Raw genomic sequence first — 12,495 nt, 5'->3', positions numbered from 1 at the left:
CCGTGGACGCGACCGCCACCGACCGCTTCGAGGCCAGCCGGAACCGGCTGGCCTCGCTGGCCTACCGCATGCTCGGCTCCGCGGCCGACGCCGAGGACGCGGTGCAGGACGCGTTCCTGCACTGGCAGGCCGCCGACCGGCGGCTGATCGCGGTGCCCGAGGCCTGGCTGACCAAGGTCGTCGCCAACCTGTGCCTCGACCGGCTCCGCTCGGCGCAGGCGCGCCGCGAGCGCACCGTCGGCGCCTGGCTGCCCGAACCGCTCCTCGACGGCGACCCCATGCTTGGCCCGGCGGACACCGTCGAGCAGCGCGAGTCGGTCTCGCTGGCCGTGCTGACCCTCATGGAGCGCCTGTCCCCCGTCGAGCGGGCCGTCTACCTGCTGCGCGAGGCGTTCTCCCACAGCCACGCCGAGATCGCCGAGATCCTCGACATCACCGAGTCGGCGAGCCAGCAGCACCTGCACCGGGCCCGGCGCCGCGTCTCCGCGGCCCGCCGCCGCGCTGACGAGGTCGACCCGGCGTCCACCCGCAGGATCGTTGAGGAGTTCCTCGCCGCGGCGACCTCGGGCCGCATCGACCGGCTGGTGGCGCTGCTGACCGACGACGCCACCGCGATCACCGACGGCGCGGGTCTCACCGAGACGCTGCTGCACTACGACACCCCGGAGCGCATCGCCGCCATCGCGCGGGCGGGCTTCAAGCCCACCGCCGCGAAACGGCGGTTCGTCGGCGGCACGCCCGCCATCCACTACGCGCTGGTCAACGGCGGGCCCGCCATCCTGGTGGTGCTCGGCGACCGGGTCGTCGGCTCGGTCGCGTTCGACATCGCCAACGGCAGGATCGCGACCGTGCGCGGCATCGCCTCCCCCACCCGCCTGGCCCGCGTCACCGAGGTCTGGCGGCAGCGCGAGCCGGACGCGCCGCTCATCGCCCAGTGGTGACCCGAAAGCACAGCGACGGCGGCGTGTTTCCTCCACTGAGGAGGATTCACCCGAAAAGCTAACCCTTCGTCCGGCTCGTTGCCCGGCTCCCGGTGGACCTGTCACCGTCTGCGGTGATCGGTGGCACGGGGAGGTGGGTCGTCGCACAGACATCCAACCGAACCGGTGGGGCCGGGGACCTGGGCGCCACAGCCCCGCGGCGGGGACGCGCGGACCGTGGGGCTCCTCGGCGTGGGGGTGCTGCGCGCCGTGCTGGCGACCGGGCTCGCCGCGCTGGGGTGGACGTGCGTCGCCGACCCGGCGACGGCAGCCCAGGCGGCGCTGATCATCCCGGGCGGCGGCATGGCGGTGGCCAAGGTCGTCGCCGAGTGCGCCGCGCGGGCGATCCCGACGGTGGTGCTCGGGTCGGTCCGCAGCCCGCAGGAGATGATCATCGCCGTGCACGCGGGCGCGACCGGCGTGGTCGACCGCGACCTGCCGGTCCTCGACCTGCTGGACGCCGTGCAGGGCGCGCTCACCGCCACCGGGCGCCGGGACGGGCTGCTGGACGCGCTGCGCGGCAGGCTGGTCCTGCAGGACCGGATCGACCGGCTCACCGGGCGGGAGCGCGCCGTGCTGGCCGGGCTGGCCTCGGGCCGCGCCGCGGCCGAGATCGCCCGCCGGGACCAGGTCAGCATCGCCACGGTGCGCGCGCACATCCGCTCGATCCTGCACAAGCTGGACGTGCCGTCCCAGCTGGCCGCGGTGGCCGAGGGCCGACGCGGCTGGCGCGAGCTGAACCTGGCCGACCACGACCCCTGAGTTGTCGATTGTGACTGAGTAGTCGATTGTGACGATGCCGCGCGACCGCGCACCGCCACAGACTGGCTCGACGTACGGCGGCCGCCGTACCGAGCCAGGAGGAGGCACCATGTGCGAGACACTGTCCGTCGCGGGCACGACGATCGCGGGTTGGCCGGGCGTGGAGGTCTACGGGAGCAACGGCGACGGCACCTTCCGCAGGCTGCACGGCTGGGACTGGTCCACCACGGCGCACTGGCACTATCAGGTCGCCACCTTCGACACCGGGTCGTACTGGGTGCCCGCGTCGACGCACCCACCGCGGAGCTGGGAGCCCACCACGCTCATCACCGGCGACCGGCCGGTCGCCAGCCGCGGCGTGAACCCGAGCGGGACCGAGTACCGGCCGTCCGGCCTCTACCTCTGGATCCCCGCGATCCCGCGCGGGTACACCACGGGCCGCACCAACAACCGGGTGCAGTGCAACGCGCCGCAGCATCCGCCCAATCTGCTGAACACCGCCGCCGCGCCGGTCCCGGACGCCGCGATGGACAGCGCCCACCAACGGCTGGACCTGATCCTCGCCGAGCCGGAACCACTCGGGGCGGCCGCGGACTCCACGAAGTTCATCGACTCCGACGGGCTGATCTCCTTCATCAACCTGTCCACGAGCCTGGTGAAGGACAACGCCGAGTTCAAGACCGGCACCGCGGTGTTCGACAAGATGGCCAACTTCTTCTCGACGCTGCGGATCAAGGTCTTCACCGCGCTGGCGAACGGAAAGATCAAGCCGTTGCAGGACGACGCGCCGCCGGCCGACCAGTGGTCCCCGGCCGTCACGCACTACATGCAGTTCCTGCTGCAGGAGGCGGGCGGCCTCACCGACTACTCGCTGACCCGGGAGACCTACTCCGACACCCAGTACCTCGCCGAGTTCAGCACGGCGTTCATCAAGACGGTGTTCGACGCCGTCATGGTGCCCAGCTCGATCATCAGCGGGGTGACCGGGTTCATCTCCGGCGTCGGCGACACGTTGCGGCACAGCTGGGACGACCGCACGCGCACCTACTCGGTGGCGCTGCTCGGCCAGTGCCACGAGGCCGTGCAGGAGAACACCGATCCGGACAAGCCGATCTACCGGTACTTCCCGAAGCTGAAGTACTACTACCTCTCCGTGTCGGCGCACCAGACCGAGTTCACCACGCCGTGCTCGAAGCTCCAGCAGATCACCTTCGACTTCAACTACGAGTACTACGTCACCGGGGTCAGCGCCGCCGTGCTGGACGGGAATTCGGCCGAGCACCAGAAGTTCCTGGCGTACCTGGACAAAGCGCAGGCGGTGAACTATCAGGACGCGCAGCAGAAGCTGGACATGATCCTCGACGGCACGGTCTCGGCCTCGCCGGTCGCGCCGCACGGGCTGGGCGCGTTCAACGTCGATCTGCGCGCCTACCCGCTCGTGCAGGCCAACCGCTCCCGTCGGCTGACGCTGGCGTAGGGGCCCCGCGATGACGGCGACACGGCGTCGCGTGGGGTCAGCGCAGGTGGTCGACCAGCCTGCCGCCCTCGCCGAAGAGTTCGGCGGTCCAGCGCTCCAGCAACGCCGTGTTGTCGTCGTCGTCCGGGTGGAACCCGGGCTTGGTGTAGGCGCGGATGCGCCGCACGACGGCGCTGGTGAGGAACGGGGAGTGGCGCAGCGCCGCGATGCTCCGGAACAGCCTGCGCGGGTTGTACGCGGCGCGGTCGGCGAGCAGCGACAAGATCGTGTGCAGGACGACGCCGAACAGGAAGGCGACGTTGACCGCGCGCATGGTCCAGATGCGGCGGCGTTCGGTGCCGCCCGCCACGCGGTACACGTCGAAGGCGACGGACTTGTGCTCGGACTCCTCGACGGCGTGCCAGAGCAGCATCTCCCGCACTTCCGTGGTGCCCAGCAGCTCCTGCGCGCGCTCGTCGCTCAGCAGGGTCTCGGCCAGCGCGGCGGTGTAGTGCTCCAGGGCCGCGGTGATCGCCAGGCAGGTCATGGGGTTCAGGAGACGTTCGGCCCGGCGCAGCGCGACCCGCGTGTGCCAGTCCACCCGTCGGGTCGGGTAGCCCATCTGCTGGAGCCGCTCGTTGAGGGCGCGGTGCTCGCGGCCGTGCGTCACCTCCTGCCCGATGAAGCCCGCGACCTGCTTCTTCAGCGCCGGGTCGGTGATCTTCCCGGCCTGGTCACGCACCGAGCGGACGAAGAAGTCCTCGCCTTCGGGGAACATCGCCGACAGCACCGCGACGATGTGGCTCATCACCAGGTCGCCCTTGACGTAGTGCCGGTCGAGCGACCCGCTCGGATACGCGAAGCGGATCCGCCGAGTCCGCACGTCGCGGTGCGGGACGGGCTTGCCTGCCATGCTCATCGCGTGCTCCCGTGCGTCGACCGACGATAGCCGGACTGACGGTAACAGCTACCGGAGGTCCTAGGTAGGCCCTCCGCCGCGGCGGGCGCCCACCAGCCGGAAACGTGTTCTCTGTGGACAAAACCGCAGGGCGATCATCTGCCTCTTCGTCGACTGTGCGGCCCCTCACCGCCGCCCTGACCCTGCCATCCGGCTCCCGAGGTCAGGGCGGCGCGGCGGTCACAGCAGGGTGGCGGCCTCGGTCAGGGTGTGGCGCAGGATGCGCTCGATCTCGTCGAACTCCGGTTGGCCGCAGATCAGGGGCGGGGCGACCTGCACGACCGGGTCGCCGCGGTCGTCAGGGCGGCAGTACAGGCCGTTGTCGAACAGCGCTTGGGGCAGGAAGCCGCGGATCAGGCGTTCGCGCTCGTCCGCGTCCAGGGTCTGCTTGGTCGTCTTGTCCTTGACCAGTTCCACCGCCCAGAAGTAGCCGTCGCCGCGGACGTCGCCGACGATCGGGAGGTCGAGCAGTTTGCGCATGGTCGCCCCGAACGCGGCCTCGTTGTCCAGGACGCGCTGGTTGAGGCGCTCATTGTCGAAGATGTCGAGGTTGGCCAGGGCGACCGCGGCCGCCACCGGGTGGCCGCCGAAGGTGTAGCCGTGCGGGAAGATGGTCTTGCCGCGCAGGAACGGCTCGACGATCCGCTCCGTGGTGATCATCGCGCCGATCGGGGCGTAGCCGGAGCTCATGCCCTTCGCGCACGTCACGATGTCGGGCGCGTAGCCGAACTTCTCGCACGCGAACGTGGTGCCGTGCCTGCCGAACGCGCCGATCACCTCGTCGGAGACGAGCAGGACGTCGTAGGTGTCGCAGATCTCGCGGACCCGCTGGAAGTACCCCGGCGGCGGGGTGAGGCAGCCGCCGGAGTTCTGCACGGGCTCCAGCACGACCGCGGCGACGGTCTCCGGCCCCTCGAAGAGGATGGCCTCCTCGATGCGGTCCGCCGCCCACCGTCCGAACGCGACCGGGTCGTCGCCGTGCTCGCGGGCGCGGTAGATGTTGGTGTTGGGCACCCGGAAGCCGCCCGGGGTCAGCGGCTCGAACTGCTGCTTCATGGCGGGCAGGCCGGTGATCGCCAGCGCGCCCTGCGGGGTGCCGTGGTAGGCGACGGCACGGCTGATCACCTTGTGCTTCAGCGGGCGGCCGGTGAGCTTGAAGTACTGCTTGGCCACCTTCCACGCGCTCTCCACCGCCTCACCGCCGCCGGTGGTGAAGAAGACCCGGTCGAGGTCGCCGGGCGCGGCGTCGGCCAGCCGCTCGGCCAGCCGGACCACCGGCGGGGTGGCGTAGCCCCAGACGGGGAAGTAGGCCAGCTCCTCGGCCTGGGCGGCCATGACCTGGGCCAGCTCGCGGCGGCCGTGTCCGGCCTGCACGACGAACAGGCCGGACAGCCCGTCCAGGACCCGCCTGCCCCGGTCGTCCCAGACGTAGGCGCCCTCGCCTCGGGTGATCACCGGCCCGGTGCCGGCCGACATCCTGGTGAAGTGCGGCCACAGGTGTCCCCAGGCGGCCGAGGCGCGACCGGTGGCCGCTGGCGAGTGCTCGGTGAGTGTCATGGGTGCCGTCCTGTCGTGTCAGTCAGTCGTCGTGTCAGTCGTTGCGCGGGAAGCCGAGGCTCAGCCCCCGCTGGCCGCCGTCCGGCCAGCGCGAGGTGACGACCTTGCCCCGGGTGAAGAAGTGCACGCCCTCGACGCCGTGGGCGTGCGTGTCGCCGAACAGCGAGTCCTTCCAGCCGCCGAAGGAGTAGTAGGCGACCGGGACGGGGATCGGCACGTTGACCCCGACCATGCCGACCTCGACCTCGTTCTGGAAGCGCCGGGCCGCGCCGCCGTCGGCGGTGAAGATCGCCGTGCCGTTGCCGTAGGGGTTGGCGTTGACCAGGGCCAGCGCGTCGGCGTAGGTGTCGACGCGCACGACGGAGAGCACCGGGCCGAAGATCTCGTCGGTGTAGACCGACATCGCGGGCGTGACGTGGTCGAGCAGGGTGGGGCCGAGGAAGAAGCCGTCGGACCCGAGCGCCGCGTCCCGCCCGTCGAGCACCAGCGTCGCGCCCGCCCGCTCGCCCTCGGCGATGTAGGCGGCCACCCGGTCGCGGTGGGCGGCGGTCACCAGCGGCCCCATGTCGCAGCCCAGCCTGCCGTCGCCGACGCGGATGCCCCGCGCGCGCTCGGCGATCGCCGCCACGAGCGGGTCGGCCGCCGCGCCGACGGCGACCACCACGCTGATCGCCATGCACCGCTCGCCCGCGGAGCCGAACCCGGCGCTCACCGCGGCGTCGGCGGCCTGCCCGAGGTCGGCGTCGGGCAGCACGACCATGTGGTTCTTCGCCCCGCCCAGCGCCTGCACGCGCTTGCCCGCCGCGCTCGCGCGCTGGTGGACGTACCGGGCGACCGGGGTCGAGCCGACGAACGAGACGGCCTTGATGTCCCGGTGGTCGAGCAGCCCGTCGACGGCCTCCTTGTCGCCCTGCAGCACGGTGAACACCCCGTCCGGCAGGCCCGCGCGCTGCCAGAGCCGCGCCAGCAGCAGCGCCGCCGACGGGTCCTTCTCGCTCGGCTTGAGCACCACGGTGTTGCCCGCCGCGATCGCGATGGGCACGAACCACAGCGGCACCATCACCGGGAAGTTGAACGGGCTGATCACCGCCACCGGGCCGAGGGGCTGGCGGACGGAGTGCACGTCCACGCCGGTCGAGGCGTTCTCGGTGTGCGCGCCCTTGACGAGGTGGCCGATCCCGCAGGCGAACTCCACCACCTCCAGCCCGCGCGCGACCTCGCCCTGCGCGTCGGAGATGACCTTGCCGTGCTCGGCGGTGATGATCTCGGCCAGCTCGTCCGCGGCCGCGTGCAGCAGCTCGCGGAACGCGAAGAGGACCCGGGTGCGCCGGGACAGGGAGGTGTCGCGCCACCCGGGGAAGGCGGCGGCCGCGGCGGCCACCGCGCGCTCGACCTCCTCCGCGCCCGCCAGCGCCACCCGGCGGGCGACCTTGCCGGTGGCGGGGTCGAACACGTCGGCCGCGCGGCCCGGGTCCCCGGGCACCTCCGCGCCGTCGATCCAGTGCCCCACGATGTCCGCGCTCATCCCGTTCCCTCCGCCTGCGACCGACTGGTTGCCCCCAGCGTCGGGTGCGCGGCCCCAGGCCAACCAGTTACACAGTGCCGCTGATCAAGCACGAGGACCGACGATGTGTAAAACCGCGTGTTAGGGTCCGGCGATGTACCCGACCGTGGCGGACGTGCTCGCCACCCCCGCCGTGCGGGCGGGTCGTCCCCGGGTGCGCGCGGGCGGCGACGCACTCGACCGGCCCGTCCGGTGGGTGCACGTGAGCGAGATCAGCAACGTGGCGGGGACGCTCGAAGGCGGGGAGCTGCTGCTGTCCACCGGGATCGTCGCCACCGACCCCGGCGTCGACCTGGCCGCCTACGTCGCCGCGCTGCGCGACGCCGGGGCCAGCGGGCTGGTGGTCGAGCTGGGCGGGCACCTGCCCGCGCTGCCCGAGCCGATGGTCCGCACCGCGCGCCGACTGGGGTTCCCGCTGGTGGAGCTGCGGCGCACCGTGCGGTTCGTCGAGATCACCGAGGCCGTGCACGCCCGCATCCTCAACGTCCAGCACGAACGGCTGCGGTTCACGCAGACGGTCAACGAGGTGTTCACGACGCTGACCGTCGAGGGCGCCCGCGTCGAGGAGATCCTGGCCAAGGCCAGCGCCCTCGGGGACCACCCGGTCGTCCTGGAGGACCTGTCCCACCACGCGATCGCCTTCAGCGGCACGACGCAGGCCGAGGAGCTGCTGCGCGACTGGGAGGCCCGGTCGCGGCTGGCCGCCGCGGGCGCCGAGACCGCGGTCGCGGGCCCGGAGCGCTGGCTGTGCACCCCGGTCGGCCCGCGCCGGGGCCGGTGGGGGCGGCTGGTCGTGCCGCTGGCGGTAACCGACGCGGACCGGGTGGCCGCGGTGCTCGAACGCGCCGCCGACACGCTCGCGATCACCCGCATGCTCCACGGCGAGGGCCGGGACGTCTCCCTCGACGCGCACGGCGGCCTCCTCCGGGACCTGCTGGCCGGTCAGCTCACCGACGAGCGGGCGATGAGCGCGCGGCTGCGGGCACTCGGCCTTCGGCCCGGCCGCGCCTATGCCGTCCTCGTGCTCACCGTGGGGTCGCCGGGTTCGCCGTCGGCCGCGCTGGACCAGGCAGCGCTCGACGCCGCCGCGGCGACCGCCCGCGCGCAGGGCCGGGCGGCCCTGACCGGGGTGACCGCCCCCGGCCGGGTCGCGGTCGTGTTCCCCTGTCCGTCCGAGGCCGACGAGCCCGCGGCCGTCCGGTCGTTCCTGAGCGCGATGGCCGCCCAGCCGCGCCTGCCCTCGGGCACCTCGGCGGCCGCGGCGGCCCCGGCGGGCAAGCTCACCGGCCTGTCGGCGGCGCTGGAGGAGGCGACCCACATCGCCGACGTGGTGGCCGCGGACCCCGACCGGGTCGGCGAGCGGGAGGTCTACCGCAGCCGCGACCTCGGCGCGCGCGGTCTGCTGTGGTCGCTGCGCGCGGACCCCCGGCTGCACCGGTTCGCCGAACTGCAGCTCCAGCCCCTGCTCAGCCACCGCTCCCCGCGGCACGGCGACGAGCAGGACCAGCTGCTTGACCTCCTGCGCACCTATCTGGCCGCCAACGGCAACATCGCGGTGCTCGCCCGCACCCTGCACCTGAGCCGCCCGGCGGTGTACGCGCGGCTCAAGCGGCTGTCGGACGTGCTGGGCCGCGACATCGCCGACGCGGAGACCCGCCTGACGCTGCACCTCGCGGTGCTCGCCTACGACCAGGCCGCGCGCACCCCTTGACAGTGTGTCGCCGAACACACCACACGGTTTACGGATCGTCACTTGTCCGTCCGCCTGTCCACGATCGACAGTGCACCGCATGACCGAGCCGCCGCAGGATCCCGAGGCCGTCCGGATCGCGGGCCTGCAGACGCCCAGCGCGCCCGCCGACGTGCGGGCCAACCTCGCCGCGCTGGAGCGCGCCGCCGAGCAGGCCGCGGCCGCCGGGGCCCGGCTGCTCATCACCCCCGAGCTGTTCGTCACCGGGTACGACATCGGCGACGCCGTGCACGCCCTGGCCCGGGAGGACCTGGTCGGCCCGGCCGCCGGGATCGCCGCGCGCACCGGGGTCGGCATCGTGCTCGGCGCGCCGGAGCACGCCGACGGCGCGTACTACAACAGCGCCTACTTCATCGATGACCACGGCCGGGTCACCGCGCGCTACCGCAAGGCCCACCTGTTCGGCGACCTCGACCGCCGCTACTTCACCCCCGGCGACGACCTGGTCTGCACCACCAAGTTCCACGGCATCACCGTCGCCCTGCTCATCTGCTACGACGTGGAGTTCCCCGAGCCGGTCCGGGCCGCGGCGCTGGCCGGGGCCCACCTGGTCGCGGTGCCCACCGCGCAGATGACCCCGTTCGAGTTCACCGCGGACCACCTCGTCCGCACCCGCGCCTGGGAGAACCAGGTGTACCTGGCCTACATCAACCACGACGGCAGCGAGGGCTCGCTCGACTACATCGGACGCAGCAGCGTCGTCGCGCCGTCCGGCGATGTCCTCGACCGCGTCGAGCACGGCACCGGCCTGCTCGTCGCCGACGTGAGCCCCGAGGCGGTGCGGCGCGCGCAGCGGGACAACCCGTACCTCACCGACCGCCGTCCCGGCCTCTACCTGCCTCCCCCTTCCCGTGAGGACGACCAGCCATGAGCATCCCCACCACCCGCGACAGCCACGAGCCCACCGCCGAGCCCGCGCCCCGGTCGCGCCTGGCGGGCCGCCTCGGCACCGGCGGCATCGTCTTCATGGTCATCGCGGCCGCCGCCCCGCTGACCGTCATCGGCGGCAACGTGCCGCTGGCCATCGGCTCGGGCAACGGCGCGGGCGCGCCCGTCGGGTTCGTGATCGCCGCGCTCGTGCTGCTGGTCTTCTCGGTCGGGTTCGTGACCATGACCCCGCACGTGCGGGACGCGGGCGCGTTCTACTCCTACGTCACCCACGGCCTCGGCGGCAGGCCCGGCATGGGCACCGCGTACGTGGCGCTGGTCGCCTACACCGCCATCCAGGTCGGCATGTACGGCTACTTCGGCTGGGCGGTCGGCGACCTGGTGACCCACTACGGCGGGCCTTCGATCCCGTGGTGGGTCTTCGCCGTGGCCGGACTGGTCGTGGTGGGCCTGTTCGGCTACCGGCACATCGAGCTGAGCTCCAAGGTGCTCGGGGTCGCGCTGGTGCTGGAGATCGCCGTCGTCGTCGCGCTCGACGTGGCGATCATCGGCACGGGCGGCGCGGACGGGATCAGCGGGGCCTCCTTCACCCCGGAGGCCGTCGCGTCGGGACCGCTGGGCATCGCGGTGCTGTTCGCGCTCACCGGGTTCATCGGCTTCGAGGCCACCGCGGTCTTCCGCGACGAGGCGCGCGACCCCGAGCGCACCATCCCCCGGGCGACCTACCTGGCCGTGCTGATCATCGGCGTTTTCTACGCGGTCTCCTGCTGGAGCCTGATCGAGGGCATCGGCGCGAGCCGGGCGGGCGAGGTGGCCAACGAGGCGCTCAGCAGCGGCGGCAACATGCTGCTGGACTCGGCGGGCACCTACCTGGGCACGGTCTTGCGCGACGTCATGCAGGTCCTGTTGTGCACCAGCGTGTTCGCGTGCGTGCTGTCGTTCCACAATGTCATCGCGCGCTACCAGTTCGCCCTGGCGAGCAACGGGTCGTTCCCCGCGCCGCTCGCCCGGGTCCACCCCCGCCACGGTTCGCCCGCGTTCTCCTCGGTGGTCCAGACCGGCACGGCGCTGGTTCTGGTGCTCGTCTTCACCCTCGTCGGCCTCGACCCGCTCGTCGGCGTCTTCGGCTCCATGGCGGGCGTGGCCACCGTCGGCATGGTCCTGCTCATGCTGCTGACCTCGGTCGCGGTCGTCGCCTTCTTCCTGCGCGCCCCCGAGGCCCGCGCCGGACGGACGTGGACCACGGTGGTCGCGCCCGTCCTGGCGGTCGTCGGCCTGCTCGTCAGCCTGTGGCTGGTGGTCTCCAACTTCACCCTGGTGACCGGCGGCAGCGTCGGGGTGAGCGCGGTCCTCGGCCTGATCCCGGTGGCCGCCCTGATCGCGGGCGCCGCCATCGGCCCGCGCTCGCGGCTAGTCGGCGCGGACCAGCCGAAGTGACACCGCCGGTCGGTGCTGCCCGGTCTCCCCGGGCAGCACTCTCCCGGCCGGTGCCCTAGTCCCTGGCAACTGGAGGCAGCCTAGGCCAGCCGCGGCGGTCGGTTCGTTGAGCAGGCGGCGGGACGCGGGGTCACATGTCCCAGCCCGCGCGCATGGCGAAGGCGTCTACGTAGACGTCTTTGCGGGTTATCTTGTCGGCCTTCAGGTGGAGGAGGTCTACGGCTTCGAAGCGGGCGTGGGTGCTTGCTTTGCCGGTGTACCGGCCGATGGGGAAGTCTGCCGCCAGGGTGGCGGCGATGGTGTACTCGATGACCGCCAGGTCGCCGCGGACAATGATTCGCGGGTCCTCTGCGTGATAGTCGGGCATCACCTGGAAGAACGCGGCGTACTGCTCGCGGAGGGCATCCGTGCCCCTGACCTCGGCTGCGCCGTCCAGGTGCAGGTGGAAGACCATGTCGTCGGCCTGCATCGACAGCAAGGTGTCCACGTCGTGGGCGTTCCAGGCGGCGCAGTAGCGGGTGACGGTTGACTCGACGTCGGTGGGGTCGGTCATCGGGGTGCTCCTTCGCGTAGAGCCGAGACCCAAGATGATCTCCCACCTACGCCGTCGATCACCAGCGTCCGTTACGGCTCAACGAACCGGCCGCGCGCGGTCACCGTGGCGTCGATGGTGGTGGTCAAGAACCGGCCTATGACGGCGCGGTGGTCATCGGGGAGGTCGCGCCAGGCGGCGAGCAGTTCCTGCCGTAGGGGCGCGAAGAAGGCGATGCCGAGCTCGCGGGCCTGGTCCCGCATGCGCAGTTCGATCTTGCGGCGGTCGCGGGCGCTGCGGATCCGCTCGACGTGACCGGCGCGTTCGAGGCGGTCGAGCAGCGACGTGGTGGCCGAGTTGCTGAGGTTCAGCGCCGCCGCGAGCGCGGTGGGGCTCAGCGGGGTGCCCGCCTTGGCCGCGTCCATGATCACCGCGAGGGCGTTCATGTCCGTCCGGTGGACGCCGTGGACCTCGGCGAACATCTCGGCGAACCGGTCGGACTCCACGGTCAGCCTGCGCAGCAGGCTGATCAGCACCTCGTCGTCGAACCGCTGTCCGTCCGCCATGCCGCCCCTCCGGTTGCCGCCCGTGCGGGCCCACCATATCCTTCG

General features: G+C 72.3%; 11 protein-coding genes. 6 read left to right on the top strand and 5 right to left on the bottom strand.

From position 1 onward, the window contains the following. The first annotated feature begins 2 nt into the window (after positions 1 to 2). The 3 genes from Actkin_RS14695 to Actkin_RS14685 all read left to right on the top strand — a co-directional run bounded on the left by Actkin_RS14695 (position 3) and on the right by Actkin_RS14685 (position 3,219). Positions 3 to 941: a sigma-70 family RNA polymerase sigma factor gene (locus Actkin_RS14695; RefSeq protein ID WP_189214159.1), complete on the top strand. Its 939-nt coding sequence runs from the start codon at positions 3 to 5 to the stop codon at positions 939 to 941. A 216-nt stretch (positions 942 to 1,157) separates the two neighbouring features. Beyond that, positions 1,158 to 1,742, top strand: coding sequence for a LuxR C-terminal-related transcriptional regulator (locus Actkin_RS14690; protein WP_189214158.1), 585 nt, complete (start codon positions 1,158 to 1,160; stop codon positions 1,740 to 1,742). Between the two features lie 109 nt (positions 1,743 to 1,851). Continuing rightward, positions 1,852 to 3,219 carry an Evf family palmitoylated virulence factor gene (locus Actkin_RS14685; protein WP_258907633.1) on the top strand — a complete coding sequence of 456 codons (1,368 nt, stop codon included), beginning with the start codon at positions 1,852 to 1,854 and terminating at the stop codon, positions 3,217 to 3,219. A 37-nt stretch (positions 3,220 to 3,256) separates the two neighbouring features. Here Actkin_RS14685 and Actkin_RS14680 read toward each other — a convergent pair whose 3' ends face one another. The 3 genes from Actkin_RS14680 to Actkin_RS14670 form a co-directional block, all read right to left on the bottom strand. After that, positions 3,257 to 4,117 (bottom strand): metal-dependent hydrolase, encoded by an 861-nt coding sequence (locus tag Actkin_RS14680; RefSeq protein WP_258907632.1) that lies wholly within the window; start codon positions 4,115 to 4,117, stop codon positions 3,257 to 3,259. A 219-nt stretch (positions 4,118 to 4,336) separates the two neighbouring features. Further along, positions 4,337 to 5,713: an aspartate aminotransferase family protein gene (locus Actkin_RS14675; protein WP_258907631.1), complete on the bottom strand. Its 1,377-nt coding sequence runs from the start codon at positions 5,711 to 5,713 to the stop codon at positions 4,337 to 4,339. A 34-nt stretch (positions 5,714 to 5,747) separates the two neighbouring features. Further along, positions 5,748 to 7,238, bottom strand: a complete 1,491-nt coding sequence (locus Actkin_RS14670) for a CoA-acylating methylmalonate-semialdehyde dehydrogenase (protein ID WP_258907630.1) — start codon at positions 7,236 to 7,238, stop codon at positions 5,748 to 5,750. Positions 7,239 to 7,371: 133 nt separating this feature from the next. Here Actkin_RS14670 and Actkin_RS14665 point away from each other — a divergent pair, with 133 nt between their 5' ends. From Actkin_RS14665 to Actkin_RS14655, 3 genes are all read left to right on the top strand, one after another. Continuing rightward, positions 7,372 to 8,988, top strand: a complete 1,617-nt coding sequence (locus Actkin_RS14665; protein WP_258907629.1) for a PucR family transcriptional regulator — start codon at positions 7,372 to 7,374, stop codon at positions 8,986 to 8,988. A gap of 79 nt (positions 8,989 to 9,067) precedes the next feature. After that, complete coding sequence (locus tag Actkin_RS14660; protein WP_189214153.1) at positions 9,068 to 9,898, top strand: carbon-nitrogen hydrolase family protein; 831 nt, start codon at positions 9,068 to 9,070, stop codon at positions 9,896 to 9,898. After that, a complete protein-coding gene (locus Actkin_RS14655; protein ID WP_258907628.1) occupies positions 9,895 to 11,352 on the top strand; it encodes an APC family permease in 1,458 nt (485 codons plus the stop codon). The genes Actkin_RS14660 and Actkin_RS14655 overlap by 4 nt, the downstream gene beginning before the upstream one ends. Before the next feature lie 130 nt (positions 11,353 to 11,482). Here the strand turns inward: Actkin_RS14655 and Actkin_RS14650 are convergent, their stop codons facing one another. Continuing rightward, positions 11,483 to 11,905, bottom strand: a complete 423-nt coding sequence (locus tag Actkin_RS14650; RefSeq protein WP_258907627.1) for a nuclear transport factor 2 family protein — start codon at positions 11,903 to 11,905, stop codon at positions 11,483 to 11,485. A 71-nt stretch (positions 11,906 to 11,976) separates the two neighbouring features. Continuing rightward, positions 11,977 to 12,450 (bottom strand): MarR family winged helix-turn-helix transcriptional regulator, encoded by a 474-nt coding sequence (locus Actkin_RS14645; RefSeq protein WP_258907626.1) that lies wholly within the window; start codon positions 12,448 to 12,450, stop codon positions 11,977 to 11,979. Between the last annotated feature and the right edge of the window lie 45 nt (positions 12,451 to 12,495).

Origin of the sequence: Actinokineospora sp. UTMC 2448 (assembly GCF_024760565.1) — a bacterium.
GTDB classification, from domain to species: Bacteria; Actinomycetota; Actinomycetes; order Mycobacteriales; family Pseudonocardiaceae; genus Actinokineospora; species Actinokineospora fastidiosa.
This window is presented reverse-complemented; position numbering and strand designations above follow the sequence as displayed.

Coding starts and splice junctions, on each gene's coding strand:
- Actkin_RS14680 (WP_258907632.1), bottom strand. CDS start 4,117: ATGAGCATGGCAGGCAAGCCCGTCCCGCACCGCGACGTGCGGACTCGG.
- Actkin_RS14645 (WP_258907626.1), bottom strand. CDS start 12,450: ATGGCGGACGGACAGCGGTTCGACGACGAGGTGCTGATCAGCCTGCTG.
- Actkin_RS14665 (WP_258907629.1), top strand. CDS start 7,372: ATGTACCCGACCGTGGCGGACGTGCTCGCCACCCCCGCCGTGCGGGCG.
- Actkin_RS14670 (WP_258907630.1), bottom strand. CDS start 7,238: ATGAGCGCGGACATCGTGGGGCACTGGATCGACGGCGCGGAGGTGCCC.
- Actkin_RS14685 (WP_258907633.1), top strand. CDS start 1,852: ATGTGCGAGACACTGTCCGTCGCGGGCACGACGATCGCGGGTTGGCCG.
- Actkin_RS14655 (WP_258907628.1), top strand. CDS start 9,895: ATGAGCATCCCCACCACCCGCGACAGCCACGAGCCCACCGCCGAGCCC.
- Actkin_RS14660 (WP_189214153.1), top strand. CDS start 9,068: ATGACCGAGCCGCCGCAGGATCCCGAGGCCGTCCGGATCGCGGGCCTG.
- Actkin_RS14675 (WP_258907631.1), bottom strand. CDS start 5,713: ATGACACTCACCGAGCACTCGCCAGCGGCCACCGGTCGCGCCTCGGCC.
- Actkin_RS14650 (WP_258907627.1), bottom strand. CDS start 11,905: ATGACCGACCCCACCGACGTCGAGTCAACCGTCACCCGCTACTGCGCC.